Annotated in this window: 27 protein-coding genes and 1 riboswitch; of the genes, 1 reads left to right on the forward strand and 26 read right to left on the reverse strand. The window is 72.2% G+C overall.

Going from position 1 to position 26,096, the window contains the following annotated elements:
* Window positions 1-9 precede the first annotated feature (9 nt).
* Genes RQG84_RS14655 through infC form a run of 5 tightly spaced genes read right to left on the reverse strand, consistent with a single transcriptional unit; the run spans window position 10 to window position 2,915 of the window.
* A complete protein-coding gene (locus RQG84_RS14655) occupies window positions 10-729 on the reverse strand; it encodes a 3-keto-5-aminohexanoate cleavage protein (RefSeq protein ID WP_311210603.1) in 720 nt (239 codons plus the stop codon).
* On the reverse strand, window positions 726-1,529 hold the full coding sequence (locus RQG84_RS14660) for an RNA methyltransferase (RefSeq protein WP_311210604.1): 804 nt from the start codon (window positions 1,527-1,529) through the stop codon (window positions 726-728). The genes RQG84_RS14655 and RQG84_RS14660 overlap by 4 nt, the downstream gene beginning before the upstream one ends.
* 41 nt (window positions 1,530-1,570) lie before the next feature.
* A complete protein-coding gene (gene rplT / locus RQG84_RS14665; protein ID WP_055970368.1) occupies window positions 1,571-1,963 on the reverse strand; it encodes a 50S ribosomal protein L20 in 393 nt (130 codons plus the stop codon).
* Window positions 1,964-1,990: 27 nt separating this feature from the next.
* Complete coding sequence (gene rpmI, locus RQG84_RS14670; RefSeq protein WP_055970371.1) at window positions 1,991-2,185, reverse strand: 50S ribosomal protein L35; 195 nt, start codon at window positions 2,183-2,185, stop codon at window positions 1,991-1,993.
* Between the two features lies 1 nt (window position 2,186).
* Window positions 2,187-2,915, reverse strand: coding sequence for a translation initiation factor IF-3 (gene infC, locus RQG84_RS14675; protein WP_055970373.1), 729 nt, complete (start codon window positions 2,913-2,915; stop codon window positions 2,187-2,189).
* A gap of 286 nt (window positions 2,916-3,201) precedes the next feature.
* On the opposite strand from infC, the gene RQG84_RS14680 reads away from it, so the two are divergent.
* Window positions 3,202-4,206 (forward strand): GNAT family N-acetyltransferase, encoded by a 1,005-nt coding sequence (locus RQG84_RS14680; RefSeq protein ID WP_311210605.1) that lies wholly within the window; start codon window positions 3,202-3,204, stop codon window positions 4,204-4,206.
* Between the two features lie 658 nt (window positions 4,207-4,864).
* Here the strand turns inward: RQG84_RS14680 and RQG84_RS14685 are convergent.
* The 21 genes from RQG84_RS14685 to carA form a co-directional block, all read right to left on the reverse strand.
* On the reverse strand, window positions 4,865-5,350 hold the full coding sequence (locus RQG84_RS14685) for an SseB family protein (RefSeq protein ID WP_311210606.1): 486 nt from the start codon (window positions 5,348-5,350) through the stop codon (window positions 4,865-4,867).
* On the reverse strand, window positions 5,347-5,760 hold the full coding sequence (locus tag RQG84_RS14690) for a PH domain-containing protein (protein WP_055970379.1): 414 nt from the start codon (window positions 5,758-5,760) through the stop codon (window positions 5,347-5,349). The genes RQG84_RS14685 and RQG84_RS14690 overlap by 4 nt, the downstream gene beginning before the upstream one ends.
* Entirely contained in the window at window positions 5,757-6,608 is an 852-nt protein-coding gene (hisG, locus tag RQG84_RS14695; RefSeq protein WP_311210607.1) for an ATP phosphoribosyltransferase, read from the reverse strand. The genes RQG84_RS14690 and hisG overlap by 4 nt, the downstream gene beginning before the upstream one ends.
* A gap of 115 nt (window positions 6,609-6,723) precedes the next feature.
* The gene (locus RQG84_RS14700; protein WP_055970382.1) at window positions 6,724-6,987 is read right to left on the reverse strand and encodes a phosphoribosyl-ATP diphosphatase; all 264 of its coding nucleotides are present in this window, start codon (window positions 6,985-6,987) and stop codon (window positions 6,724-6,726) included.
* Between the two features lie 7 nt (window positions 6,988-6,994).
* Window positions 6,995-7,474: a 6,7-dimethyl-8-ribityllumazine synthase gene (gene ribH, locus RQG84_RS14705; protein ID WP_055970385.1), complete on the reverse strand. Its 480-nt coding sequence runs from the start codon at window positions 7,472-7,474 to the stop codon at window positions 6,995-6,997.
* Window positions 7,471-8,751: a bifunctional 3,4-dihydroxy-2-butanone-4-phosphate synthase/GTP cyclohydrolase II gene (locus tag RQG84_RS14710; protein ID WP_311210608.1), complete on the reverse strand. Its 1,281-nt coding sequence runs from the start codon at window positions 8,749-8,751 to the stop codon at window positions 7,471-7,473. Before RQG84_RS14710 ends, ribH begins: the two co-directional genes overlap by 4 nt.
* A complete protein-coding gene (locus tag RQG84_RS14715) occupies window positions 8,748-9,389 on the reverse strand; it encodes a riboflavin synthase (RefSeq protein WP_311210609.1) in 642 nt (213 codons plus the stop codon). The genes RQG84_RS14710 and RQG84_RS14715 overlap by 4 nt, the downstream gene beginning before the upstream one ends.
* Entirely contained in the window at window positions 9,389-10,441 is a 1,053-nt protein-coding gene (gene ribD / locus RQG84_RS14720; RefSeq protein WP_311210610.1) for a bifunctional diaminohydroxyphosphoribosylaminopyrimidine deaminase/5-amino-6-(5-phosphoribosylamino)uracil reductase RibD, read from the reverse strand. The genes RQG84_RS14715 and ribD overlap by 1 nt, the downstream gene beginning before the upstream one ends.
* A gap of 77 nt (window positions 10,442-10,518) precedes the next feature.
* A riboswitch (FMN riboswitch) is annotated at window positions 10,519-10,649 on the reverse strand.
* 96 nt (window positions 10,650-10,745) lie between these two features.
* The gene (gene rpe, locus RQG84_RS14725) at window positions 10,746-11,411 is read right to left on the reverse strand and encodes a ribulose-phosphate 3-epimerase (RefSeq protein WP_311210611.1); all 666 of its coding nucleotides are present in this window, start codon (window positions 11,409-11,411) and stop codon (window positions 10,746-10,748) included.
* 34 nt (window positions 11,412-11,445) lie between these two features.
* Window positions 11,446-12,717, reverse strand: a complete 1,272-nt coding sequence (locus RQG84_RS14730) for a transcription antitermination factor NusB (protein WP_311210612.1) — start codon at window positions 12,715-12,717, stop codon at window positions 11,446-11,448.
* A 10-nt stretch (window positions 12,718-12,727) separates the two neighbouring features.
* Window positions 12,728-13,651, reverse strand: a complete 924-nt coding sequence (gene fmt / locus RQG84_RS14735) for a methionyl-tRNA formyltransferase (protein ID WP_311210613.1) — start codon at window positions 13,649-13,651, stop codon at window positions 12,728-12,730.
* A gap of 58 nt (window positions 13,652-13,709) precedes the next feature.
* Window positions 13,710-15,710 (reverse strand): primosome assembly protein PriA, encoded by a 2,001-nt coding sequence (locus tag RQG84_RS14740; protein ID WP_311210614.1) that lies wholly within the window; start codon window positions 15,708-15,710, stop codon window positions 13,710-13,712.
* A gap of 593 nt (window positions 15,711-16,303) precedes the next feature.
* Window positions 16,304-17,491: a methionine adenosyltransferase gene (gene metK / locus RQG84_RS14745; RefSeq protein ID WP_055970400.1), complete on the reverse strand. Its 1,188-nt coding sequence runs from the start codon at window positions 17,489-17,491 to the stop codon at window positions 16,304-16,306.
* A gap of 94 nt (window positions 17,492-17,585) precedes the next feature.
* Window positions 17,586-18,839: a bifunctional phosphopantothenoylcysteine decarboxylase/phosphopantothenate--cysteine ligase CoaBC gene (gene coaBC / locus RQG84_RS14750; protein WP_311210615.1), complete on the reverse strand. Its 1,254-nt coding sequence runs from the start codon at window positions 18,837-18,839 to the stop codon at window positions 17,586-17,588.
* A 10-nt stretch (window positions 18,840-18,849) separates the two neighbouring features.
* A complete protein-coding gene (gene rpoZ, locus RQG84_RS14755; protein ID WP_056554994.1) occupies window positions 18,850-19,155 on the reverse strand; it encodes a DNA-directed RNA polymerase subunit omega in 306 nt (101 codons plus the stop codon).
* On the reverse strand, window positions 19,152-19,790 hold the full coding sequence (gene gmk / locus RQG84_RS14760; protein ID WP_311210616.1) for a guanylate kinase: 639 nt from the start codon (window positions 19,788-19,790) through the stop codon (window positions 19,152-19,154). The genes rpoZ and gmk overlap by 4 nt, the downstream gene beginning before the upstream one ends.
* Complete coding sequence (gene mihF, locus RQG84_RS14765) at window positions 19,780-20,103, reverse strand: integration host factor, actinobacterial type (RefSeq protein ID WP_055970407.1); 324 nt, start codon at window positions 20,101-20,103, stop codon at window positions 19,780-19,782. Before mihF ends, gmk begins: the two co-directional genes overlap by 11 nt.
* Before the next feature lie 61 nt (window positions 20,104-20,164).
* Window positions 20,165-20,608: a hypothetical protein gene (locus tag RQG84_RS14770; RefSeq protein WP_311210617.1), complete on the reverse strand. Its 444-nt coding sequence runs from the start codon at window positions 20,606-20,608 to the stop codon at window positions 20,165-20,167.
* A 64-nt stretch (window positions 20,609-20,672) separates the two neighbouring features.
* The gene (gene pyrF / locus RQG84_RS14775) at window positions 20,673-21,488 is read right to left on the reverse strand and encodes an orotidine-5'-phosphate decarboxylase (RefSeq protein ID WP_311210618.1); all 816 of its coding nucleotides are present in this window, start codon (window positions 21,486-21,488) and stop codon (window positions 20,673-20,675) included.
* Window positions 21,485-24,832 (reverse strand): carbamoyl-phosphate synthase large subunit, encoded by a 3,348-nt coding sequence (gene carB / locus RQG84_RS14780; protein WP_311210619.1) that lies wholly within the window; start codon window positions 24,830-24,832, stop codon window positions 21,485-21,487. The genes pyrF and carB overlap by 4 nt, the downstream gene beginning before the upstream one ends.
* On the reverse strand, window positions 24,832-26,091 hold the full coding sequence (gene carA, locus RQG84_RS14785; protein ID WP_396135341.1) for a glutamine-hydrolyzing carbamoyl-phosphate synthase small subunit: 1,260 nt from the start codon (window positions 26,089-26,091) through the stop codon (window positions 24,832-24,834). The genes carB and carA overlap by 1 nt, the downstream gene beginning before the upstream one ends.
* Window positions 26,092-26,096 lie beyond the last annotated feature (5 nt).

Here is a 26,096-nt window from a genome sequence, read left to right on the forward strand (position 1 = left end):
ACGAATGAACTACTCGCGACGAGCGCCGCGTGCCGACGCGAGCTCCACGAGCGCGAGGTTGCCGTCGACGTGCTCGCCGTCCGGGCCCTCGACGACGTCCTCCAGCCCGATGCGCGTGGAGACCCCGAGCTCGACCGCGAGGTCCAGCATCGGCCAGGCCGAGCGGCCCTCTCCGTGCAGCAGGACCGGGATGCCGGTCGGACGCACCAGCTCCAGGAGCGACTCGGCCGTCTCCCGCTGGTCGGGGGCGTCGGCCAGCTCGAGCAGCACCACCGACGTGTGCTCGCGCCACGACGAGGCGAGCCAGTCGCGGCCCGCGTCCTCGGTCCAGAGGCCGGCACTCAGCTGGACGCCGCGGTCGACGAGCGCCGCCGCGAGGTCGACGGCGTCGCGCTCGTGCCAGTTGACCGACGCGTGGTCGGGCAGCACCGTCCACGCGGCCACGGCGCGGGCCGGCGAGGTCCCACCGGTCCAGGCCCACGCACCGGTGGTGACTCCCACCGGGACGTCGACGACGGCGCGGACCGCCTCGACCCAGTGCGCGACGTCGGCCGGCTCGAGGCTGTCGCGTCCGTCGCCCGTGCGCGGGTGCACGTGCAGGTCCTGGGCGCCGGCGGCGACGACGGCGGCGGCGTCGGCCGCGCAGGACTCGGCGGTGACCGGCACCCCGGGGTGCTCGTCGGCGTCGCGGGACCCGTTCAGGCAGCACTGCAGGACGGTGGTGGTCATCGATCTCCCTGGGCACGCGCACTGGCGTAGAGGCACACCGCGGCTGCGGTGGCCAGGTTCAGGCTCTCGGCGCGGCCGAGGATCGGCACGGCCACGGCGAGGTCGGCGGCGTCGCGCACCTCGGCCGGCAGTCCCTGGGCCTCGTTGCCCATGACCCAGGCCGTCGGGGCGGCCAGGTCGAGACCCGAGCCCTCGCGATCGGCGTCGAAGAGGTCGACGTCGGCGTCGCCGTCGGTGGCGAGCACCTGGAGACCGCGTGCCCGAAGCGCGTCGAGCACCTCGTCGTGGTCGCGGTGGACCACGACCGGCAGGTGGAACAGGCTGCCGGCACCGGCCCGGACGGCCTTCGGGTTCGTGGGGTCCACGCTGTCGGCCGACAGCACCACGGCGTCCGCGCCGGCGGCGTCGGCGCACCTGATGACCGCACCGGCGTTGCCGGGGTCGCGCATGTCGTGGCACACCACCACGAGACGTGCCTCGTCCGGCACGGCCTCGAGGCCCCTGACGACCGTGCGGCACACGGCCACGATGCCCTGGGGCGTGGTGGCGTCGGCGACCTCGGCGAGCACCTCGTCGTCGACCACCGTCCAGGTGACGGAGGCGGCGTCGGCGGCCTGGTGCAGGAGCGGGTGCCGCTCCTGCGCCGCGGCGGTGGCGAAGACCTCGAGCACCACGTCGGGCACGGCGAGGGCCTCGCGCACGGCCTGCGGGCCCTCGGCGAGGAACTCGCCGGTCTCGGCCCGGAAACGCCGCGTGGCAAGCCGTCGAGCACGCTTGATCCGTCCGCTGCGGACGGTCACGGTGTGCTCGGGGCTTGCCACGGGCGTCGGTGCGAGGGCGGTCAGGCCGTCGCGTCTTCCTTGGGCGCGTTCACGTCGGCCGGAAGGTTGTCCTTCGCGACCTGGACGAGGGCGCTGAACGCGGCCGGCTCGTTGACGGCCAGCTCGGCCAGCATCTTGCGGTCGACCTCGACACCCGCGGCCTTGAGGCCCTGGATGAAGCGGTTGTACGTGAGGCCCTCGGCGCGGACGGCAGCGTTGATGCGCTGGATCCAGAGACGACGGAAGTCGCCCTTCTTGGCCTTGCGGTCACGGTAGTTGTAGACCAGGGAGTGAGTGACCTGCTCCTTGGCCTTGCGGTACAGGCGCGAGCGCTGGCCACGGTAGCCGGACGCCCGCTCGAGGGTCTCGCGGCGCTTCTTCTGCGCGTTGACGGAACGCTTGACGCGTGCCATAGGGGTTCTCCTTCGGGTGGGGTGCGGTCAGCGACCGAGCAGCTTCTTGACCATCTTGGTGTCGGCCTTGGACACGTCGACCGTGCCGTCGAGACGGCGCGTGCGGGTGCTGGGCTTGTGCTCCAAGAGGTGCCGGCGGCCGGTCTGCTCGCGACGGAGCTTGCCCTTGCCGGTGATCTTGACGCGCTTCTTCATGCCCGAGTGGGGCTTGAACTTCGGCATCTCATGCCTCCATGTCTGGGTCGAGGTTCTCGCTTCGACGCCGGGGCTTCTTCGGCGTCGCAGTCTTCTTCTGGGCCTCGCGGTGCGCCTTGTCGGCGGCCGCCTCGGCTTCACGCTCCGCGGTCTTCTCAGCGGTGGTCTTGGCCTTCTCGGCCTTGACCTCGGCCTGGGCCTCGGACTTCTTCTTCAGCGGCGCGAGCACCATCGTCATGTTGCGGCCGTCCTGGCGCGGGTGCGCCTCGACGACGCCGAGGTCGGCCACGTCCTCACCCAGCTTCTGCAGCAGGCGGTACCCGAGCTCGGGTCGGTGCTGCTCGCGGCCGCGGAACATGATCGTGATCTTGACCTTGTCGCCCGCCCTCAGGAACCGCACGACGTGACCCTTCTTGGTGTCGTAGTCGTGCTGGTCGATCTTCGGACGAAGCTTCATCTCCTTGATGATGGTGTTCGTCTGGTTGCGTCGTGACTCGCGTGCCTTCTGGGCGGCCTCGTACTTGAACTTGCCGTAGTCCATGAGGCGGCACACCGGGGGGCGGGCCGTCGGGGCGACCTCGACGAGGTCGAGGTCGGACTCGGCAGCGAGGCGCAGGGCGTCCTCGATGCGAACGATGCCGACCTGCTCACCGCCGGGTCCGACGAGCCGGACCTCGGGTACGCGGATGCGGTCGTTGACGCGCAGCTCTGTGCTGATGGATCCTCCTGTGGTCTGTGTCCAGGAGGCCCACGACAATGGCCCCCGTCCGACAGGACGGAGGCCACCGATGCACGCCGTCGGTGCGAACCGAACAGCGTCGCTCGGCCGGGCGTACCGGCCGAGGTACCCCCCGATCCGCGGATCGAGCAGGTGGGAGGTGGGCCTCCACTTCTTCCCCAGGATAGCAAACCCTCGCGCCCTCGTGAAAATCGGCGCGCCGGCACCGCTCGGCCGCGGTCCGGAACAGCCGACATCCGGGCGAAACACCGCGGACGCCGACGGGCAACACCGGCCGCCCAGCATGGGCGCAGGAGGTGTCGACATGAGGTGGAGGGTCAGGGCCACGTTCCCGGATCGGCCCGGTCTGCTGGGCCGGATCGCGCTGGCGTGCGGCGAGGCCGACGTGAACATCGTCGGGATGCAGGTCTTCTCGACCCGTCCCACGGTCACCGACGAGTTCGTCGTCGAGGCCGGCGACGACTGGACCGACGTCGGCCTCTCGGAGCTCTTCGTCGGGGCCGGGGGCACCGCCGTCGCGGTCACCCGTGCCGACGAGGACGCCGTGCTGGACACGCCGACGCGCTACCTGGACGCCGTGCACCAGGTGCTGGAGGAGGGACGCGACGTCGAGGACGTGCTCGCCGAGCTGCTCGCGACCGAGCCGCCCGACGTGGCCGACTACGCGGGCCACGACGTGCTGGACCTGCGGCGCCGCAACGGCACCGCCCTGCGGATCAGCCGAGCGGTCCCCTTCACCGCGGTCGAGCGGGCGCGCGCGCAGGCCCTGCTGTCGCTCGTGAGCGACGCCGGCGTCGACGTGCCCCTCATCGCACCCTCGCCCCGCCACCCGATGCCCCTGGTCCGCCTGGCCGGACTCGCCGACATCGAGGCCGTGGCGGCACTGCACGAGCGGTGCAGCGTCGACACCCTCTACACCCGGTACCAGGTCCCTCTGCGGATGCCGATGACGACGCGGATGGCACGACGCCTGGTGACTCCCGAGCACGGCCTCGCCATCGTCGTCCAGGTCGGTCTCGACCTGGTGGGTCACGGGGTGCTCGAGCCGCTCGAGGACCGGCTGGTCTTCCAGCTGCTCGTCGAGGACGCCTGGCAGGGGCGCGGCTTCGGCACGTTGCTGGTCAAGCACGCGGCGCGGCACGCCAAGGCGCAGGGCGCCGAGCACCTCACCTTCGTGTCCGCCGGGTCCAACGACATGCTGCTGCGCGCCGTGGGCGCGGCCGGCTTCGTGGCCCGGGTGGAACGTCACGACGCCGCCGTTCACATCACCGTCCCGCTCGCCGGGGTTCGAGCGGCCGAGAGCGCGTGAGGGGATCCTGCTCGCTGCTGCCCTGACTCGGCTCGCCCCGCCGCTGCGCTGCCGCACGAGGTCTCGACCCACCGGTGCGCTGCCGCGGCTTTCGCCGGGAGTGGCCTCCGAAAGGGCCTCGACCGGACGGCTGGCGGGAGCTTCACCGGGTTCTCGGACTGCACCCGGGGTTCGGGGACGCAGGATTCTGCGTTCGTGACCTGAAGGCGGAAGGATCCTGCGTTAGGTACGGGATCCCGTCACGAACGCAGCATCGTTCGGGCCACCGCTCGCAAGAGCAGCATCGTGAACGCCGTGTGCGCAGAGGGGCCAGTGATGGACACCCCTCGCCCCAATCAGTGGGAATTCACCATCTGAAGTCGTCCTGCGGTTGAAGATCCACCGATCGAACGCGCGAACGAAGAGTTCTGCGCCGATCACGCGCGCAGGGAAAATCATGCGTCACCCCCGGTCCCAGGACGAAGCCCGAGAACTCAAGGGGCGCGGTTCCCAGCCGCCCGGTCGAGGCCCTTCTGGAGACCAGACCGAGCGCTAGCCGAGGCAGCGCACCGGTGGGTCAAGACCCCCTGCGACAGCGCACCGGAGGATCAGGCCCCCGCGGCAGCGCACCACCAGAACGAGAGCCGCTGCACCGACGCACCCGCCGTCGGGACCTTCGTCAGCCCCCGGTCACCCACGCGTGGCCGACATCGGTGGAGACCAGCCGGTCCCCCGCCGCCAGGTGCCGCAGGTCGTCGGTCTCCACGACCTGGAAGTGCGGCGAGCCGAGGTCGAGCAGCAGCGCAGCGGCGCCCTCGGACTGCGCCGCCACCGCAGCCGCCTGGCCCCACACGGGAACCGGCCGGGCCTGCGGGTTCCAGCGCGTCATCGCCTCGAGGCTGCTGAACGTCAGGAGGGCCTGGCGGCCGTCGGCGCCGGTCATGAGCACCGCGGCCATGTCGGCGTCCTTGTCCCCGCTGGTCAGGGCCTCGGGGCCGGCGGCCTGGCTCGCGGCGCCGAGCGTGGCGACCACGGGCACGAAGACGCGCACGGAGCCGAGGACCGCCAGGACGGCCACCGCGTCGCCCAGGGCAGCGCCAAGGCGAGGATCGAGTCGTCCGTCGTCGTCGGGGAACGCCGGCTCGGCCAGCGAGCGACCGGTCACGGGACGCGCCGCACCAGGTCGTCGACGACCTGACGCACCCGGCCGTGGCCGCTCGTGCCCTGCAGGGCGAACAGCATGAGCCGCTCGTCGTCGACCGTCACGAGGGTGGGCCAGGGTGCGCCCTCGCCGAAGGCGAACCCCTTCACCCGGTTCCACGGCACGTGGTGCGTGCGGTACCCGTTCACGACCTCGAGCTCGTCGTCGGACACCGTCACCCGGCTGCGACCGATGCCGTGCAGGATCACGATGAAGACCGCGATGGAGCCGTACAGCGTGAGCGCCTGGGAGAGGGTGACCTGGGACCGGATCTCCTGCGGCAGCGCGAAGGTGATCGCGACCGACATCGCCACCAGGGCCACGCAGGACCCGTAGGCGACGTAGCGGGTCCCGCCGGGACGATGCGTGGTCATACCCGGCACGCCAGGATGTCGGTCACGAGGATGCCGCGGGCGCCCAGCTCGTAGAGGCTGTCCATGATCTTCTGGGCGGCGTCGCGCGGCACCATCGAGCGCACCGCGACCCACCCCTCACGATGCAGCGGCGACACGGTGGGCGACTCGATGCCCGGCGTGAGCTCGACCGCGCGCTCGACGTGCTCCACGCGGATGTCGTAGTCCATCATCACGTACGTCCGGGCGACGAGGACGCTGTCGAGACGACGCTTGAACACGGCGTACCCCTCGGGCTCGCCCGTTCCTGCCTCGCCGCGCGTGATCAGGACGGCCTCGGACGAGAGGATCGGGTCGCCGAACACCGCGAGGTCGGCCTGGCGCAGCGTGCTCCCGGTCTCGACGACGTCGGCGATCGCGTCGGCCACGCCGAGGCGGATGGAGGACTCGACCGCGCCGTCGAGGCGGACCACGGTCGCCGCGACACCGCGCGCGCTCAGGTAGTCCTGCACGATGACCGGGTACGACGTCGCGATCCGCTTGCCCTCGAGCTCGGCGATGGCCGACATGGACCCGGTCGGCGCGGCGAAGCGGAACGTCGAGGCCCCGAAGCCCAGGCCGATCTGCTCGGTCGCCGGGGCCGCGGAGTCGAGCAGGAGGTCACGGCCGGTGATGCCGACGTCGAGCGTGCCCTCCCCCACGTAGACGGCGATGTCGCGCGGTCGCAGGTAGAAGAACTCGACGTCGTTCTCGGCATCGACGAGGACGAGGTCCTTGGTGTTGCGGCGCTGGCGGTAGCCCGCCTCCGCGAGGATCTGGCTGGCGGCGTCGGACAGGGCGCCCTTGTTGGGAACGGCCACTCTCAGCATGGTGGTGACTTTCTGACGAAGGAGGTCGGGCCCGACCGGCGTCCGCCACGACGGGGGACGGTGGCCGGATCGCACGACAGCGGCACGGCCCGAGGAGGTGCTGGGTCCGCTGTCGTCACAGATGCGCGTAGACGTCGTCGAGCGAGATGCCGGCGGCGATCATCATGACCTGGGCGTGGTAGAGCAGCTGGCTGATCTCCTCGGCCGTGCGCTCGGGGCCCTCGTGCTCGGCGGCCATCCAGGACTCGGCGGCCTCCTCGACCAGCTTCTTGCCGATCGCGTGCACGCCGGCATCGAGCTCGGCGACGGTGCGCGAGCCCTCGGGCCGGTCGCTGGCCTTGGCGGCGAGCTCGGCGAACAGGTCGTCGAAGGTCTTCATGGTGACCTCAGTCTAGGGAGGCCAGCGTGCGCAGGGTCGCCCAGGTCGACAGCGCGGCCTCGGCGGCCTCGCGACCCTTGTCCTCGACGCTGCCCTCGAGCCCGGCGCGGTCGAGCGCCTGCTGCTCGGTGTCGCACGTCAGCAGACCGAACCCCACCGGCACCCCCGTGTCGAGGGACACCCGCGCGAGGCCGTCGGTGGCTGCGGCCGAGACGTACTCGAAGTGAGGTGTGCCGCCTCGGATGATCACGCCCAGGGCCACGACCGCGTCGAAGCCGGCCGCCGCGCACCCCTGGGCGACCAGCGGCAGCTCGAACGAACCGGCGGCCCGCACGAGCGTGGCGTCGGTGACCCCGGCGTCCGACAGGGCGCGCTGGGCGCCCGCGATCAGGCCGTCCATCACCTGGTCGTGCCAGCTGGAGGCCACGACGGCCACGCGGGCCCCCGTGGCGTCGACCTGCAGGGTGGGTGCTCCGTGTCCGCTCATGCCGTCGTTCCCGTCGTCTCGTCGAGGCCCAGGTCGGGCAGGTCGTGACCCATCCGCTCGGCCTTGGTCCTCAGGTACTGGATGTTCTCGGCGGTCGGCTGGATCTGCAGGGAGATCCGCTCGGCCACCTTCACGCCGTAGGCCTCCAGCTGCGTCGCCTTGTCCGGGTTGTTGGTGAGCAGCCGGACCGAGCCGATGCCGAGGTCGCGCAGCATCTGCGCGCCGGCGGCGTAGTCGCGCTCGTCCTCGCCGAACCCGAGGGCGAGGTTGGCGTCGACCGTGTCACGGCCGGCGTCCTGCAGGGCGTAGGCCTGCAGTTTGTGCAGCAGACCGATCCCTCGGCCCTCGTGACCGCGCAGGTACACCACCACGCCCGCCCCCTCGGCCTTGACCGCCGCCATGGACGCCTGGAGCTGCGGCCCGCAGTCGCACCGCCGCGAGCCGAACACGTCGCCGGTCAGGCACTCCGAGTGCAGACGGACCAGCACGCTCGCACCCTCGGCGGCCGCCGCGGCGAGGTCTCCGTGCACGAGGGCCACGTGCTCGGCCCCGTCGATCGTGTCGCGGAAGCCGTGTGCGGCGAAGGTGCCGAACTCGGTGGGGAGCGTCGTCGTGGCGAGCCGCTCGACCTGGGCCTCGTGCAGACGCAGGTGCACCTGCAGGTCCTCGATCGAGACGAGGGCCAGGTCGTGCTCGTCGGCGAAGGCGCGCAGGGCGGGCGCCCGCATGAGGGTGCCGTCGTCGTGCACGACCTCGCCGATCACGCCGACCGGTGTCAGGCCCGCGAGCCGGGTGAGGTCCACCGCGGCCTCGGTGTGTCCGGCGCGCGCCAGGACGCCGCCCTCCTTCGCACGCAGGGGCAGCACGTGGCCCGGCATGACCAGCTCGAACGGCTCGGTCGCCGAGTCGGCGAGCACCCGGACCGTGCGCGCCCGGTCGGCTGCCGAGATGCCGGTGGTGATGCCGTCGCGGGCGTCGATCGAGATCGTGTAGGCGGTGCGCATCATCTCGCGGTTGTGCGGCGTCATGAGCGGGATGCCGAGCCGGTCGAGGATGGCCCCCGGCGCGGGTGCGCACACGTAGCCGCTGGAGTACCGCACCAGGAAGCCCATCAGCTCCGGCGTGGCCTTGCTCGCGGCGAAGATGATGTCGCCCTCGTTCTCGCGGCCCGGGTCGTCGACCACCACGACGGCCTTGCCGTCGCGGATGTCGGCGATCGCCCGCTCGATGCTGTCGAGGCGGACCGTGTCGCCGCCGGCGTCCGAATACGTCGTCATGACTGCTGCTCCTTCGGGAGGCGGGCGGCCAGCAGCCGCTCCACGTACTTGGCGAGGACGTCGACCTCGAGGTTCACCCGGTCGCCGGGGGCGAGGGTGCCGAGCGTCGTGTCCGCGAGGGTGGTGGGGATGAGCGAGACGCTGAAGAACGGCTCGGCAGCGCGCGGTTCGGACACCTCGACGACGGTGAGGGAGACCCCCTGCACCGTGATCGAGCCCTTGGGGACCAGGTACCGGGCCAGCTCGGCCGGCAGGGAGAAGCGCAGGACGTCCCAGTGCTCGCTCGGCGTGCGGTCGATCAGCGCCCCGGTGCCGTCGACGTGCCCCTGCACGATGTGCCCGCCCATGCGCGCACCGGCCTGCATGGCGCGCTCGAGGTTGACCTCGTCACCGACCTCCAGGCCACCGAGCGACGTGCGGTCGAGCGACTCGGCCATGACGTCGGCGCTGAAGACGTCGCCGTCCCCCTCCTGCGACGACTGGTCCATGACCGTGAGGCAGCAGCCGTTCACGGAGATCGAGGCTCCGTGCGTCGCGTCGGCCGTGACGACGGGGCCGCGCACCGAGAGGCGCACGGAGTCGCCGAGCGACTCGATCGCCGTGACGACGCCCTTCTCCTCCACGAGACCGGTGAACATCAGGGCATCTCCTCACGTGGGGCACGGCCCGGCGTGCCGATGATGCGGATGTCGGGGCCGATCCGCGCGACGTCGTGCAGGTCGATGGGACGCAGGTCGGCCAGCGTGGCGGCCTCGCCCTCCAGCGCCGCACGGCCCGAGCCGAGCATCGCGGGAGCGATGTAGCCGATCACCCGGTCGACCAGGCCCGCGTTCCAGAACGCGCCGGCCAGGCGGGGACCACCCTCGAGCCACACGTGCCGGACGCCGTTCTCGACCATCTTCGCGAGCACCTCGTCGGGCTCGCGGCTCTGCACGAGCAACGTCGGCGCGACCCGGTCGAACACCCGGTAGTACGAGGGGATGTGGGTCTCCCCCACCACGACGCGCAACGGCTGCCGGTCGTACGGGAGCGGGAGGTCGTCGGCGTCGCGGACCGTCAGGCGCGGGTCGTCGGCCAGGACCGCGCCGGTACCCGCCATGATCGCGTCGGCACCGGCGCGGAAGAGCTGCACGTCGCGTCGGGCCTCGGCCGAGGTGATCCACTTGCTCGAGCCGTCGGGAGCGGCGCTCAGGCCGTCCATGGTCGCGGCGTACTTCCAGGTGACGAAGGGGCGACCGTGGGTGAGGGCGAAGGTCCACTCCACGTTCAGCTCGGCGGCCTCGTCGGCGAGCAGCCCGGACTCGACCTCGACGCCGGCCGCCCTCAGGCGCTCGGCGCCACCTGCGGCCTCGGGGTTCGGGTCGGTCTGGGCGAGCACGACCCGTGCCACGCCCGCCTCCAGCAGCGCCTCGACGCACGGCCCGGTGCGCCCGGTGTGCGCGCACGGCTCGAGCGTGACGACCGCCGTGGCCCCACGCGCGGCGTCACCGGCCTGCTGGAGCGCGTCGACCTCGGCGTGCGGCGTCCCCGCACCTCGGTGCAGGCCGACCGCCAGCTGCTCTCCCGCGGGAGTCAGCAGCACGCAACCGACCCGAGGGTTCGGGAGCGCGCTGGCCACGGAGCGCGCGGCGTCGATCGCCACGCGCATGGCCTGCTGCTCGGTGCCCGTGCGTCCAGCCTCGGTACCCATCGTGTCCTCCGGTCGGGCTCGCCGATCCGGGGTCGTCGGGTCGGGTGCACGGGTCCGCGCGGACCCGGCGCCAGACCCCGCGTGTGCCTCTCATCCGGACTTTCACCGTCGGTACCGGAGTTCCACCGGTTCAACCATCCTCCCGAAGGAGGGCGGGTCGCGGACTATGACCGCCGGCTCGGAATTGCACCGACCCCGGAACACGCGAGCTGTTGCTCGTACGGCGAAAGTGTAGCCGGGCGCACGAGACCCTCGGCCGCCGTCTCCCGATGAGAGACCGGCGCCACGTCCCGAGACGTCCGACTCAGTGGCGGCAGGCGGCGTCGGCGAGCCCGCGCAGCGTCTCGACCATGGCGCCGGGGTCGTCGGCGCCGAACACCGCGGAGCCGGCGACGAAGGTGTCGGCACCGGCGTCGGCGCACCGCTCGATGGTCTCGACCGAGACCCCGCCGTCGACCTGCAGCCAGATCTCGCCGCCGGTGCGCTCGATGAGCTCACGCGTGCGGCGGATCTTCGGCAGGCACAGGTCGAGGAACTTCTGACCACCGAACCCGGGCTCGACGGTCATGACGAGCACCATGTCGAGCTCGGGGAGCAGGTCGGCGTACGGCTCGATGGGGGTGGCCGGCTTCAGCGCCATGGACGCGCGTGCACCCTGAGCGCGGATCTCGCGGGCCAGGCGCACGGGCGCGTGCGCGGCCTCCACGTGGAAGGTGACGCTGCCCGCTCCGGCCTCCACGAACTGCGGTGCCCAGCGGTCGGGGTCGGCGATCATCAGGTGTGCGTCGATCGGCTGGGCGGAGGCCTTGCTGAGCGCCTCGATGACCGGTGCGCCGAGCGTCAGGTTGGGCACGAAGTGGTTGTCCATGACGTCCATGTGCAGCCAGTCGGCCGTCGGGATCCGTGCCGCCTCACCCGCCAGGTTCGCGAAGTCGGCGTTGAGCAGGCTCGGCGTGATCTGGATGGCCATGGCCGACAGCGTAGTGGCGCCCCGTTCCCGGCGGTCAGCGGCGGCGGAGGATCGCGAGGAACATCGCGTCGGTGCCGTCGCGGTGCGGCCACCAGCGGTGCACGGACTCGAGCGCGGCGACGCCGGGTCCCACCGACTCCACGACCTCGAGGGTCTCCTCGACCAGGGGCGAGCACGTGGCGTAGCCGACGACCCCGCCAGGACGCGTCAGCTCGACGGCACGCCGCAGGAGGTCGCGCTGCAGCGGCACGAGCGAGGCGAGGTCGTCGGGCGAGCGTCGCCAGCGCGACTCCGGACGTCGGCGCAGTGCGCCCAGCCCGGTGCAGGGGGCGTCCACGAGCACGCGGTCGAACGAACCGGGCTCCCACGGACCCTCACGGCCGTCGTGGACGGTGACGTCGACGTCGGGCAGGGCGCGCAGCCCCTGTCGCACCAGCTCGGCCCGGTGCGGCTGGACCTCGTTGGCGACGAGGTGGGCACCTCGCTGTGCGGCGAGCGCCCCCAGGAGGGCCGCCTTGCCACCGGGTCCGGCGCAGAGGTCGAGCCACCGGGCGTCCGGTCCCTCGAGCGTCGCCTCCGCCACGGAGATCGCGACCATCTGCGACCCCTCGTCCTGCACACCGGCCAGGCCGTCCCGCACGGCGGCGACGTCGCCCGGGTCTCCCCCGTCGAGCACGCGCGCGTAGGGAGAGACCGAGCCGGGCCGCCCGGGGAGCCGCGCGGGGTCGACCAGACCGGGACGAGCCACGAGCGTGACGCGAGGCGCGAGGTTGTCGGCCGCGAGCAGCTGCTCCAGCTCGTCTGCGGCGTCGACGGACCGCAGCGCGGTCCGCAGACCACCGACGATCCACGCCGGGTGGGAGTACCGCACGGCGAGCGCGTCGTCGCCGGCGCGACCCTGCACGAGGCGGTCGAGCCACGTGGCCAGGTCGTCGGCCGCGATCTTGCGCATGACCGCGTTCACCAGTCCGGCCGTCTTGTGCCCCACCACGCGTCGCACGAGGCTCACGCTCGTGGAGACGGCGGCGTGCGACGGGACCCGCATCGAGAGCGCCTGGTGGGCACCGAGCCTCAGCACGTCGCGCACCTCGGGGTCGAGAGGTCGGTTGACGAGGGAGTCGATCACGGCGTCGTAGGTGCCCCGCAGACGGAGCGTGCCGTGGACCAGCTCGGTCGCGAACGCCGCGTCACGGCCCTCGATGCGGCGTTCGCGCAGCAGCTGCGGCAGCAGGAGGTTGACGTACGCGTCGCGCTCGTCGGCCGCCCGCAGCACGTCGTACGCGACGCCACGGGACGGGTCGCTCACGAGATCCTCCTCACGACAGCACCGCGCCGGGCTCGATCGCCGTGCCGCGCGCCCAGTCCGCAGCCGACATGGCTCGCTTGCCGGTGGGCTGCACCTGGCCGAGGACCACGTCGGTCGTGGCGGTGCCGACCCGCACCTCGTGCTTGCCGGCCTGCACCTCACCCGGCGCGAGGATGTCCTCGGACGTCGGCGTGACCGGTCCGAGCTTGATCCGCTGGTCCCCCAGCACCGACCACGCGCCCGGAGCAGGAGTGCAGCCGCGGACCTGGCGGTCGACCGCGAAGGCCGGGCGGGTCCAGTCGACGTGCGCGTCGTCGGTGCTGAGCTTCGAGGCGTAGGAGACGCCGTCGTCGGGCTGCGACACCGCCGCGGCGTCACCGTCCTCGACGTGGTCGATCGCATCGACCAGCAGTCGGGCGCCCTCGTGCGCGAGCCTGTCCAGGAGGGTCCCGGCGGTGTCGTCCTCGCGGATGCGCTCCGTGATCGTGCCGAGCACCGGTCCGGCGTCGAGCGCCTCGACGAGGCTGAAGACCGTGGCACCGGTGACCTCGTCGCCGGCCATGATCGAGCGCTGCACCGGTGCGGCACCACGCCAGGCGGGCAGCACCGAGAAGTGCAGGTTGAGCCAGCCGTACTCCGGGACGTCGAGCGCCTCGCGTCGCAGCAGCGCCCCGTACGCGACGATCGGGCAGCACGCCGGGCCGATCTCGCGCAGGCGGTCGAGGAAGGCCGGGTCGTCGGCACGAGCGGGCTTGAGCACCTCGATCCCGAGCTCCTCGGCGCGGGCCGCGACGGGCGAGGGATGCAGCGTGCGGCCCCTGCCCTGGCGGGCGTCGGGGCGGGTGATCACCGCCGCCACGTCGTGCCGGCTCTCGACCAGCGCCTCCAACGAGGGCAGGGCGGTCTCGGGGGTACCTGCGAACACGATCCTCACGTCGGCCGAGTCTAGGGCGTGCGCCCACGCCGCCCGTGCGGGCAGCACACGCCAGGGATCAGAACGCGTGCGGGTCGATCCTCACGCGCAGGGACGGGAGCTTGGCCGCCGAGCGCGCGGACTGCGCGTCCTTGAGGGCCGCGGCCAGCGCGGGGCCGTCGCGCCGGGGTGCCCGCAGCACGAGCCGGTCGAGCTCCGGCTCCCCCGGCCGCGTCGGCACCGGGACCGGACCCAGCACCTCGGTGGCTCCGGGCCAGGGCCTGGACGCGAGCTCGGCGACGACGTCGGCCGGCGCCTCGACCACCGCGACGCGCGCGACCGGGGGCAGGTGCGCCTCGGCGCGTTCGGCCAGCTCGCGCTCGGCCAGGCCGGCGGGGTCGGCGCGGACGAGACCCTGCAGCGTGGCCGGGTCGCCCACCGCCACCGCCGCGGCGCGCTCGCGCGCGAGCGCCAGGGCGTTGAACCACCGCCGGTGCGCCTCCTCGCCGACCCGCAGGTCGTCGCGGCCCAGCGCCAGCCAGGTGTCCATGAGCACCACGAGCGCGTACCCGCCCTCGACGCGCGGCTCGGCACCCGGCGTGGCGAGGACGAGCACGTCGCCGGGCGGCGCCTCGGCCAGGACGTCGGCACCCCCGGAGGTGACGACCGCACGGTCGGGGAAGGCCGCCGCGTACTCCTCCGCCGTCCGCAGCTGGCCGACGACGGGGGCGCGCAGCCGGGCGGAGCCGCACGTCGGGCACGTCCATCGAGGGGCCTCGGTGCCGCACCACCGGCAGGCCAGGGTGGCGCCGCGACCGCCCTGCGCGAGCGGGCCGTCGCACGCCGCGCAGCGGGCCGGGGTCCGGCAGTCCTGGCAGCTCAACGACGTGCGGTACCCCCGGCGCGGCACCTGGACCAGCACCGGGCCGTCGGCGCGGCGCACCGCGGCGAAGACCTCGTGCGGCAGGCGTGCCGGCGCGCCACCGGCCACGCTGCCGTCGGTGACGTCGAGACGGGGCCACGCACGGCGTCGGGTGACGGCCTCGGCCCGCATCGACCGCGCCCAGCCGGAGCCGACGAGCGACTGCGCCTCGGCCGTGCGCGCGTAGCCGCCGACCAGCACCGCGGCGTCCTCGCGCACGGCCCGGGTGAGCAGGACCTCGCGTGCATGCAGGTACGGCGCCCGAGGCTCGACGTAGAGGTCGTCACCGTCGTCCCAGACGGCCACGAGACCCAGGTCGTGCACGGGCGCGAACGCGGCGGCTCGCGTGCCCAGCACGATCGACACCTCGCCCCGCGCCACGGCGAGGAACGACCGGTAGCGCTCGGCCGGCTTCTGGCCCGACGAGAGCACCACGTGGCGCCCGTGGCCGAGGACCGACGTGAGTGCCGCGTCCCAGTGGTCGAGCTCGCGCGCGTCGGGCACGCAGACCACCGTCCCCCGCCCCGACCGCAGGGTGGCGAGAGCGGCCTGCGCGACCGCGACGGCGGGGTCGCGCAGGGGCAGCGCCTCCCACACCACACGGGGAGAGGCGCCCGACTCCAGCGCGCCGAGGAAGCCCGGTCCGTCCGGCCAGAGGTGCCAGACCTCGTCGTCGACGCCCGGGAGGTCGTCATCCGGACGCGGCACCGAGGGACGGGCCTCGACCTTGGCCTGGCGCGGTGGCACCGCCAGCCGCAGCACGTCCGACAGCGTGCCGGCCCAGCGGTCGGCCACCTCGCGGGCCAGTCCCAGCACCTCGGCACTCAGCACGGGCTCGGCCGAGACGACCTTGGTGAGCGGCGCGAGACGTCCCTCGTGGGCGGTCGTCTCCCCCAGGCCGACGACGTAGCCGTCGGTCGCGCGCCCGGCGAAGCGGACCTTGACCCGGCACCCGGGGACGGGCTGCGGATCGAGCTCGGGCGGGACGGCGTAGTCGAACAGCCGGTCCAGGTGCGGCAACGGGGTGTCGACCGCCACCCGCGCGATGCGGACCGGCGCGACCTCGCCCGACCGCTCGTCGGCACCCTCCTCGAGGGGCACCGACGGCGGCACGGGCTCGGGAGCCGCGAGGAGCTCGAGCTGGTCGCCGGTGGTCACGCGGACTGTCTACCAGGCGGTCCGGACGGTGGGCTCAGGGTCCTGCGGCTGCGCCGGTTCGGAAGCACCTGGACCCGCCGGTGCGTCGGCGCGGCTACCTCTCGTCCTGCGCCCCGAAGGGGCCTCGACCGGACGGCCGGCACCGTTCTCGGCCAAGGTCTCGGGCTGTGGGCCGCGTCGGCGGTGGTGCCACGATTCTCCCTCTGCGTGTCCAGGGCGGGTAAGGATTCTCCCTGTCCGCGGACCGTTCCACGCGAAGGGAGAAGCCTTGACGACCGCCGCCACCGCGCGGGTGGGAATTCCACCGGACCAGCGCCACACCGGTGGAGGATCCACCGCTTGACCGCGCGAAGGACGAGTCGAGGACCACCCCCGCCAATCGTTCATCGGTCAGGTGCGTCGAAGGTAGGTGACGCACCTGTTGGCGGCTCGGACGGGTGCGTCACCTACCTCTGACAGCTTCGATCGGTGCGTCACCTACCTCTGACGGCTCCTACACGTGCGAGACCTACCTCTGCCCCGCCGGGGACGCACGCACCGACGCACGACCGCCCGCCACCCACGAGGGGCGACGGGCGGTCGAGGGACGCAGGTCAGGCGTGCGCGGCGGCCTTCAGGGCCTCGGCGCGGCCGGTGTCCTCCCACGGGAGGCCGGGGCGGCCGAAGTGGCCGTACGCGGCGGTCTGCGCGTAGATCGGGCGCAGCAGGTCGAGGTCGCGGACGATCGCGCCGGGACGCAGGTCGAAGACCTCGAGCACGGCCTCGCGGATCTTGTCGACCGGGACCGTCTCGGTGCCGTAGGTGTCGACGTAGAAGCCGACCGGGTGCGCCACGCCGATCGCGTACGCGACCTGCACCTCGGCCTTGGTGGCCAGGCCGGCGGCCACGATGTTCTTGGCCACCCAGCGCATCGCGTAGGCAGCGGAGCGGTCGACCTTGCTCGGGTCCTTGCCGGAGAACGCGCCGCCGCCGTGGCGGGCGTAGCCGCCGTAGGTGTCGACGATGATCTTGCGACCCGTCAGGCCGACGTCGCCCATGGGGCCGCCGATGACGAACCGGCCCGTCGGGTTCACGTGCAGCTTGTAGTCGCTGGAGTCGATGTCGTACTGCGCGAGCACAGCGTCGATGACGTGCTTCTTGATGTCGCCGCGGAGCTGGCCGTCGAGGTCGATGCCCTCCTCGTGCTGGGTGGACACCACGATGGCCTCGACGCGCTTGGGCTTGTCGTCGTCGCCGTACTCGATGGTCACCTGCGTCTTGCCGTCGGCGCGCAGGTAGGGCAGCGTGCCGTCCTTGCGGACCGCCGTCAGCTGCTCGGCGAGGCGGTGCGCGATCGTGATCGGCAGCGGCATCAGCTCGGGGGTCTCGTCGATCGCGAACCCGAACATCAGTCCCTGGTCGCCCGCCCCCTGGAGGTCGAGCGGGTCGACCGAGCCGTCGGCGCGGTTCTCGAACGCGGCGTCGACGCCCTGGGCGATGTCGGCGCTCTGCGCGTCGAGCGTCACCTGCACGGCGCAGGACTCACCGTCGAAGCCCTTGACGGAGGAGTCGTAGCCGATCTCGAGCACCCGGTCGCGGGCGATCCGCGCGATGTCCACGTAGGCCTCGGTCGTGACCTCGCCGCCGACCAGCACCAGGCCGGTCGTCACGTAGGTCTCGCACGCCACGCGGCTCTTGGGGTCCTCGGCGAGCAGCGCGTCGAGCACGCTGTCGCTGATCTGGTCGGCGATCTTGTCGGGGTGGCCCTCGGTCACCGACTCGGACGTGAAGAAGCGGCTCACTCGATCTCTCCTGATGGGGTGGGGTGCGCGTACGGTGCGCCGGCGGATGCCGGGACGCGTGCGACAGGTGGTTCCTCGGGGAGTGTAACGACGCTCAGGCCGTGACGTTCCGCCGTCCCGAGCGGCGGACGACCTCGTCCCACACCGCGTGCGCCAGGGCGCTCTTCGGACCGCGCGGCACGGCGACCTCGGCACCGTCGGAGCCGAGGATGACGGCCTCGTTGTCCTCCTGGCCGAACACCTTGCCGTCGCTGACGTCGTTGACCACCAGCAGCTCGCAGCCCTTGCGCTCGAGCTTGGCCCGGGCGTGGTCGGCCACGCTCCCGTCGGCGTCGCCGGTCTCGGCGGCGAAGCCGACGACGAACGGGGTCGCGTCACCGGCGCGGTCGCGCACCAGCCCGGCGAGGATGTCGGGGTTCTCGACGAGCTCGATGACCGGCGTGCGGCCGTCGTCGCGCTTCTTGATCTTGTGGCCCGACACGTCGGTGGGCCGGAAGTCTGCGGGTGCGGCGGCCATGACCACGACGTCGGCGGATCGGGCCGCGTCGACCACGGCGGCCTGCAGCTCCGCGGTGGTGACGACCTCGACGACGTCGACCCCCGCAGGCAACGGCACCGACACGTTGGCGGCGACCAGCCGCACGGTGGCGCCTCGAGCCAGCGCGGCCCGGGCGATCGCGATGCCCTGGCGCCCAGACGAACGGTTGCCCAGGTAGCGGACCGGGTCGAGGAACTCGCGGGTTCCTCCCGCGGAGACGACGACGTGCAGGCCGGCGAGGTCCTGGGCGGGCGCGTCGAGCATGGCCCGACAGGCCGCGAACAGCTCGTCGGGCTCGGGAAGCCGACCCCTGCCGGTGTCGCTGCCGGTGAGCCGGCCGGCGGCGGGCTCGATCACCACGACGCCGCGCGAGCGCAGCGTCTCGACGTTGGCCTGGGTGGCGGCGTGCTCCCACATCTCGGTGTGCATGGCCGGGGCCAGCACCACGGGGCAGCGCGCCGTGAGAAGCGTGTTGGTGAGCAGGTCGTCGGCCAGGCCGTGGGCGGCCTTGGCGAGGAGGTCTGCCGTGGCGGGTGCCACCACGACGAGGTCGGCCTGCTGGCCGAGCCGCACGTGGGGCACCTCGTGGACGTCGGCGAACACCTCCGTGGACACGGGCTGCCCGCTGAGCGCCTCCCACGTGGGGGCACCCACGAACTGCAGCGCAGACCGGGTGGGAACGACGCGCACGTCGTGGCCGGACTCGGTGAACAGGCGCAGCAGCGACGCCGCCTTGTAGGCGGCGATGCCGCCGGCGACGCCGAGCACGACGCGAGGTCGGTCCGGCCCCCCGGCCGCGGGATCCGTCATGAGCGGACGCTCAGGCCTTCTCGGGCTTGACCGTCCCGGTGCTGTTGGCCTCGGAGCCGTCGATGTCCTCGGCGGTCAGGAGACCGGCGTTGATCTCGCGCAGGGCGATGGACAGCGGCTTCTCCTGGACCTCGGTCTCGAGGAGGGGGCCGACGTACTCGAGCAGGCCCTCGCCGAGCTGGGAGTAGTAGGCGTTGATCTGCCGCGCACGCTTGGCGCTGTAGAGCACCAGCTTGTACTTGGAGTCGGCCTTGTCGAGCAGGTCGTCGATGGGCGGGTTCGTGATGCCCTCGGCCACGGAACGCGTGCTGGTCACTGTGCCTCGCTGTGATGGATGGCGGAAGAAGTCTGGTCCGGACTCGCGGCGTCGTTCTGGCGCGGGCCCTCGAACAAGCCTATCAACTCCCGGCACGCGGCCGGGACGTCGGTGTTGACGATCGTGACGTCGAACTCGCTCTCGGCCGCCAGCTCCTCGTGCGCGGTGCGCAGCCGACGTTCGCGTTCCTCGGGTCCTTCGGTGCCCCGTCCCAGCAGCCGACGCTCCAGCTCCTCGAACGACGGGGGCGCCAGGAAGCACATCAGCGCCTCTGGCATGGCCTCACGGACCTGGCGTGCGCCCTGGAGGTCCAGCTCGAGCAGCGCCGGCTTCCCTGCGCTCAGTCGCTGCTCCACGGGCTCGCGGGGCGTGCCGTACCGATGGCGACCGTGCACCACGGCCCACTCCAGCAGGCCGTCGGTCTCGACGAGGCGGTCGAACTCGGCCTCGCTCACGAAGTGGTAGTGCATCCCGTCCTGCTCGCCCGGCCGCGGTGGGCGGGTCGTGGCGGAGACCGAGATCCAGATGTCGGGCCGCTCGCGACGGACGCAGGCCGCCACGGTGCCCTTGCCGACCGCCGTCGGCCCGGCCAGCACCACGAGCCTGGAACGGGCAGGGGAACCCTCAGCGCTCACGGCTGCCGAACTCGCGCAGGAGTGCCTGCACCTGGTTGACGCCGAGGCCTCGGAGCCGACGGCTGTCGGCGATGCCGATGCGGTCCATGATCTCGCGGGCGCGGACCTTGCCGACGCCGGGCATCGACTGCAGCAGGTCGCTGACCCTCAGCTTGGCGATCACGTCGTCCACCCGCGACTCGGCGATCACGTCGGCGAGGCTGGCACCGGAGTGCTTGAGCCGGTTCTTGACCTCGGCGCGCACCTGGCGGGCCTGTGCCGCCTTCGCGAGCGCGGCCTGCCGCTGCTCGGGCGTCAGCTGTGGGAGGGCCACGATGGTCTACCTCTCTCCTGCCGGACGCCTGCGCGCCACGACGTCGATGGATGCGGGGCGATCACTTCAGGGTGATCTCGCACTCGGTCTTGGCGTTCTTGACCACCGCGGTGCGCTGGTCGGCCGTGGCGTTGAACGCCTCGTAGGCGTCGTTCAGGGTCTTGAGCTGCGCGTCGTCGAGCTCGGCCACGACCTTCTCGTCGCGCATGTCCTCGAGCGGCAGGCCGACCTTCTTCTGCGCGGCGAGCACGCCGTCGGTCACCTTGGCCAGGGTCGTCCAGTCGTCCTTGACGCCCGCGGGCGCGTCCTTGGCGATGCTCTTGAAGGTCTTGGAGTAGGAGGTGTACGCCGCGTCGGTCCGCGTCTTGCCGAACGAGTTGAGGGTGTCGGCGTTCTTCTCCACGGCCCCGCAGTAGGGGCTCTGCCCACCGCAGCCTGCCAGCAGGACACCGGCCAGGGTCGCCGCCACGGCGGTCGCGGCGTGCTTCACGCGAGGGCGCGTCATGCAGGTCTCCTCGGATCGATGCGGGTGCTCTGACCAGCGCAGACGCGCGGTGGTCAGGGTGAGCCTACAACTGCAGGGACTCGTTCACGGCGACGGCCGCAGCACGCAGCGCGTCGACGTCGGGACCGGCCGACAGCACCTGCCGCGAGGTGGACGGCAGCACGAGGTGCGCGACGTCGCCGAAGATCCGGCGCAGGTCGTCGACGGTGCCGCCCTGGCTGCCGAAGCCGGGCACGAGGAGCGGTCCGTTGACGTCGAGGTCCTCGTCGGTCTCGCCGATCGTCGCGCCGACGACGGCGCCGTAGGACCCCATGGGCTCGGCTCCCTCGTTGGCGGCACGGAGAGCCGAGAGCACGTCACCTGCCACGGTGCGACCGGAGCCTGACGTCGCGTGCTGGACCTCGGGACCCTCGGGGTTGGAGGTCAGGGCCAGCACGAACACGCCGGCGTCGTTCTTCTCGGCCACGTCCAGGAAGGGCCTCAGCGAGCCGAAGCCGAGGTACGGGCTCACGGTCACGGCGTCGGCGGCCATGGGGCTGTCCTCGTCGAGGTACGCGTCGGCGTAGGCCTCGGCGGTGGAGCCGATGTCGCCACGCTTGACGTCGAGGATCGTGAGGGTGCCGGTGTGCCGCAGGTCCTGCAGCGTGCGCTCGAGGATGGCCACACCCCGTGCGCCGAACCGCTCGAAGAACGCCGACTGAGGCTTGACGAAGCCCACCTGGCCCGCGAACGCCTCCACGCAGGCGGCCGCGAACCGGTCGAGTCCGTCGAGCGTGTCCCCCACGCCCCACGCCTCGAGCAGTGCCCCGTGCGGATCGATGCCGATGCAGGCGGGACCGTAGGCGTCCATCGCCGCGCGGGCGCGGGAACCGAAGCTCACGAGGCGCCCCCCGACGTCGCGGGCGCGGCGGGCTCGAACCGTTCGGCCCACTCCTGGAGCGACCGGACGCCCACCCGCTGCTCGCGCAGCGCCTCGATGCCCTGCACCGCGGCGGCGAGGCCCTGCACCGTCGTGATGCACGGGATGCCCTCGGCCACGGCGGCCGTGCGGATCTCGTACCCGTCGACGCGTGCGTTCGCCCCGCCGGAGATGCCGTGCGGGGTGTTGATGATGAGGTCGACGTCCTGGTCGCGGATCTTGTCGACGATCGTCGACGGCTCCTGGCCCGGGAGCGGCTCCTCCTGCAGCTTGCGGATGACCGTGGCCTTCACGCCGTTGCGGGCGAGCACCACGGCCGTCCCGCTGGTGGCCAGGATCTCGAAGCCGAGGTCGGCCAGTCGCTTGATCGGGAAGATCATGTGCCGCTTGTCGCGGTTGGCCACCGACACGAACACCTTGCCCGACGTCGGCAGGCCGTTCTGCGCACCCGCCTGGCTCTTGGCGTAGGCGGTGCCGAACGTCGTGTCGAAGCCCATGACCTCACCGGTGGAGCGCATCTCCGGGCCGAGCAGGGTGTCGACGTACGTGCCCTCGTAGGTCCGGAACCGGTTGAAGGGCATCACGGCCTCCTTGACCGCGATGGGCGCGTCGTCCGGCAGCCGTCCGCCGTCGCGGTCGGTCGGGAGCAGGCCCTCGGCGCGCAGGTCGGCGATGCTCTCCCCCAGCATGATCCGCGCCGCGGCCTTCGCGAGCGGCGTCGCCGTGGCCTTGGAGACGAACGGCACCGTGCGGCTCGCCCGCGGGTTGGCCTCGATGACGTAGAGGATGTCCGACGACAGCGCGAACTGGATGTTCACCAGGCCGCGCACGCCGACGCCGCGGGCGATGGCCTCGGTGGCCTCGCGGATGCGGTCGATCTCGAGGTTCCCGAGCGTGATCGGCGGCAGCGCGCACGCCGAGTCGCCGGAGTGCACGCCGGCCTCCTCGATGTGCTCCATCACGCCGCCGAGGAACAGCTCGGTGCCGTCGTACAGCGCGTCGACGTCGATCTCGATGGCGTCGTCGAGGAAGCGGTCGACGAGCACGGGGCGCTCGGGGGTGATCTCCGTGGCCCGGGTGATGTAGTCGCCGAGGGTCTGCTCGTCGTACACGATCTCCATGCCTCGACCGCCGAGCACGTACGACGGACGCACCAGCACGGGGTAGCCGATCTCGTCGGCGATCTGCTTCGCGTGGTCGAACGTGGTGGCCATGCCGCTCTTGGGAGCCACGAGCCCGGCCGCGTCGAGCACCTGGCCGAACGCGCCCCGCTCCTCGGCGAGGTCGATCGCCGACGGCTGCGTGCCGACGATCGTGACACCCGCCTCCTCCAGCCCGGCGGCGAGGCCCAGGGGCGTCTGACCACCCAGCTGCACGATGACGCCGGCGACCGGGCCGGCCTGCTCCTCGGCGTGCACGACCTCCAGCACGTCCTCGAGCGTGAGCGGCTCGAAGTAGAGCCGGTCGGCCGTGTCGTAGTCCGTCGACACGGTCTCGGGGTTGCAGTTGACCATGACCGTCTCGTAGCCGACCGCGCTCAGGGCCTGCACGGCGTGCACGCAGGAGTAGTCGAACTCGATGCCCTGGCCGATGCGGTTGGGGCCGCTGCCGAGCACCAGGACGGCCGGCTTCTCACGCGGCTCGACCTCGGTCTCCTCGTCGTAGGAGGAGTAGTGGTACGGCGTCCTCGCCGCGAACTCCGCGGCGCACGTGTCGACCGTCTTGTAGACCGGCCGCACGCCCAGGGCGTGGCGCACCCCGCGCACGACGTCGGCGGACATGCCGCGGATGCGGCCGATCTGCGCGTCGGAGAAGCCGTGCCGCTTGGCGCGGCGCAGCAGCACGGGCGACAGCTCGGCGGCGGCGATGAGGTCGGTCGCGACCTCGTTGATGAGGGCCAGCTGGTCCACGAACCACGGGTCGATGCTCGTGGCCTCGAACACCTCGTCGGGCGTGGCGCCCGCGCGGATGGCGTCCATGACCTTCTTGAGCCGACCGTCGTGCGGGCGACCGATCTCCTCGAGCAGCGCGTCCTTGTCGAGCTCGACCCACTCCTTGGTCCAGTCGAACTCCGCGTCGGGGCGCTCGAGCGACCGCAGGGCCTTCTGGAGCGCCTCGGTGAAGCTGCGACCGATCGCCATCGCCTCGCCGACGGACTTCATGTGCGTGGTGAGGGTGGAGTCGGCGGCCGGGAACTTCTCGAACGCGAAGCGCGGGACCTTGACGACCACGTAGTCGAGCGTCGGCTCGAAGGAGGCGGGGGTCTCCCGCGTGATGTCGTTGGGGATCTCGTCGAGCGTGTAGCCGATGGCCACCTTCGCGGCGATCTTGGCGATCGGGAAGCCGGTGGCCTTCGACGCCAGCGCGGACGACCGAGAGACGCGGGGGTTCATCTCGATGACGACGATGCGACCGTCGGCCGGGTTGACCGCGAACTGGATGTTGCAGCCGCCGGTGTCGACACCGACCTCGCGGATGATGCCGAGGGAGATGTCGCGCAGACGCTGGTACTCGACGTCGGTGAGGGTCATGGCCGGCGCGACCGTGATCGAGTCACCGGTGTGCACGCCCATCGGGTCGAAGTTCTCGATGGAGCACACGATGACGACGTTGTCGGCGGTGTCGCGCATGACCTCGAGCTCGTACTCCTTCCAGCCGAGGATCGACTCCTCCAGGAGCACCTCGGTGGTGGGGCTGAGCGCCAGGCCGGAACCGGCGATGCGGTGCAGGTCGGCCTCGTCGTAGGCCAGGCCCGACCCGGAGCCGCCCATCGTGAAGGACGGACGCACCACGACCGGGTAGCCGCCGAGCTCGTCGACGCCCGCGAGGCACTCGTCCATGGTGTGGCAGATGACCGAGCGGGCCACCTCCGCGCCCCACTCCTGCGGCAGGTCCTCGACGATCCGCTTGAAGGACTCGCGGTTCTCGCCCTTCTCGATCGCGTCGATGGACGCACCGATCAGCTCGACGTCGTACTTGCGCAGGACGCCGGCCTTGTCGAGGGCGATGGCGGCGTTGAGCGCCGTCTGCCCGCCGAGCGTGGCCAGCAGGGCGTCGGGACGCTCCTTGGCGATGACCTTCTCCACGAACTCCGGCGTGATCGGCTCGACGTAGGTGGCGTCGGCGAACTCCGGGTCGGTCATGATCGTCGCCGGGTTGGAGTTCACCAGGATGACGCGGATGCCCTCTTGGCGGAGCACGCGGCAGGCCTGGGTGCCGGAGTAGTCGAACTCGCAGGCCTGACCGATGACGATCGGGCCGGAGCCGATCACGAGGATCGACGAGATGTCGGTGCGCTTGGGCATCAGGCGCCGTCCTTCCCAGGAGTGGTGGAGTCGCTGCCGGTGTGCCCGGGTGCGTGGTCGGCCATGAGCTGGACGAACCGGTCGAAGAGGTAGGCCGCGTCGTGCGGGCCGGCGGCCGCCTCGGGGTGGTACTGGACGCTGAAGGCCGGGCCGTCGACGAGCGCGACGCCCTCGACCACCTGGTCGTTCAGGCCCACGTGGGTCACGTGCGCGTCGCCGTAGGGCGTCTCGAAGGTGCCGTCGAGCGGGGCGTCGACCGCGAAGCCGTGGTTCTGGCTCGTGATCTCGACCTTGCCGGTGGTGCGGTCCTGCACGGGCTGGTTGATCCCCCGGTGGCCGTACTTGAGCTTGTAGGTGCCGCGACCGAGGGCCCGGCCGAGCATCTGGTTCCCCAGGCAGATCCCGAAGTAGGGGATGCGGCGCTCGAGCACGTCGCGCAGGACGCCGACCACGTGGTCGGCCGTGGCCGGGTCGCCGGGACCGTTCGACATGAACACGCCGTCCGGGCCCCCTTGGTCGGCACCGACGGCCAGGACGTCGTCGATCGTGGACGAGGCCGGGAGCACGTGGACCTCGATGCCGCGCTCGGCCATGCGTCGGGGCGTCATGCCCTTGATGCCGAGGTCGATCGCGGCCACGGTGAACCGCTTCTCCCCCACGGCCGGGACGACGTAGGACTCGGGCGTGGTGACGTCGTCGAGGAAGCTCGAGCCCTCCATGGCCGGAGCGGCGTTCACGAGGGCGAGCAGCGCGTCGACCGACCCGCCCACGTGCTGCACGTCGGTGCTGATGGCAGCACGCATCGAGCCGCGCTCGCGCAGGTGGCGGGTGAGGGCGCGGGTGTCGACGCCGCTGATGCCCACGACGCCCTGGTCGACGAGGAGGTCGTCGAGGGAGCGGTTGGAGCGCCAGCTGCTGCGCACGCGTGAGGGGTCGCGCACCACGTAGCCGTCGACCCACACGCGACGGGACTCGAAGTCCTCGTCGTTGACGCCGGTGTTGCCCACGTGCGGGGCCGTCATGACGACGACCTGGCCGCGGTACGAGGGGTCGGTGAGCGTCTCCTGGTAGCCGGTCATGCCGGTGGAGAACACGATCTCGGCGATCGTGGTGCCCTGGGCGCCGAACGACTCGCCCCGGAAGGTGCGGCCGTCCTCGAGGACGAGCACGGCCTCGGCGGGGGTGCCGGGCCGTGGGCGGCCGTCGGACACGTCGGCGACGGGCGCACGGCGCGCCCCGCTCGGTCGGGTGGTGGACATCTGGG

Source organism: Aeromicrobium sp. WCS2018Hpa-31 (genome assembly GCF_031843905.1).
In the GTDB taxonomy this organism is placed as follows: domain Bacteria; phylum Actinomycetota; class Actinomycetes; order Propionibacteriales; family Nocardioidaceae; genus Aeromicrobium.

What these genes read in the sequence shown, in the direction of transcription:
- RQG84_RS14655 (WP_311210603.1), bottom strand. Translation starts at nt 729, where the DNA reads ATGACCACCACCGTCCTGCAGTGCTGCCTGAACGGGTCCCGCGACGCC.
- rplT (WP_055970368.1), bottom strand. Translation starts at nt 1,963, where the DNA reads ATGGCACGCGTCAAGCGTTCCGTCAACGCGCAGAAGAAGCGCCGCGAG.
- rpmI (WP_055970371.1), bottom strand. Translation starts at nt 2,185, where the DNA reads ATGCCGAAGTTCAAGCCCCACTCGGGCATGAAGAAGCGCGTCAAGATC.
- RQG84_RS14680 (WP_311210605.1), top strand. Translation starts at nt 3,202, where the DNA reads ATGAGGTGGAGGGTCAGGGCCACGTTCCCGGATCGGCCCGGTCTGCTG.
- RQG84_RS14690 (WP_055970379.1), bottom strand. Translation starts at nt 5,760, where the DNA reads ATGACCACGCATCGTCCCGGCGGGACCCGCTACGTCGCCTACGGGTCC.
- hisG (WP_311210607.1), bottom strand. Translation starts at nt 6,608, where the DNA reads ATGCTGAGAGTGGCCGTTCCCAACAAGGGCGCCCTGTCCGACGCCGCC.
- RQG84_RS14700 (WP_055970382.1), bottom strand. Translation starts at nt 6,987, where the DNA reads ATGAAGACCTTCGACGACCTGTTCGCCGAGCTCGCCGCCAAGGCCAGC.
- ribH (WP_055970385.1), bottom strand. Translation starts at nt 7,474, where the DNA reads ATGAGCGGACACGGAGCACCCACCCTGCAGGTCGACGCCACGGGGGCC.
- RQG84_RS14710 (WP_311210608.1), bottom strand. Translation starts at nt 8,751, where the DNA reads ATGACGACGTATTCGGACGCCGGCGGCGACACGGTCCGCCTCGACAGC.
- RQG84_RS14715 (WP_311210609.1), bottom strand. Translation starts at nt 9,389, where the DNA reads ATGTTCACCGGTCTCGTGGAGGAGAAGGGCGTCGTCACGGCGATCGAG.
- ribD (WP_311210610.1), bottom strand. Translation starts at nt 10,441, where the DNA reads ATGGGTACCGAGGCTGGACGCACGGGCACCGAGCAGCAGGCCATGCGC.
- rpe (WP_311210611.1), bottom strand. Translation starts at nt 11,411, where the DNA reads ATGGCCATCCAGATCACGCCGAGCCTGCTCAACGCCGACTTCGCGAAC.
- coaBC (WP_311210615.1), bottom strand. Translation starts at nt 18,839, where the DNA reads ATGACGGATCCCGCGGCCGGGGGGCCGGACCGACCTCGCGTCGTGCTC.
- RQG84_RS14770 (WP_311210617.1), bottom strand. Translation starts at nt 20,608, where the DNA reads ATGACGCGCCCTCGCGTGAAGCACGCCGCGACCGCCGTGGCGGCGACC.
- carB (WP_311210619.1), bottom strand. Translation starts at nt 24,832, where the DNA reads ATGCCCAAGCGCACCGACATCTCGTCGATCCTCGTGATCGGCTCCGGC.
- carA (WP_396135341.1), bottom strand. Translation starts at nt 26,091, where the DNA reads ATGTCCACCACCCGACCGAGCGGGGCGCGCCGTGCGCCCGTCGCCGAC.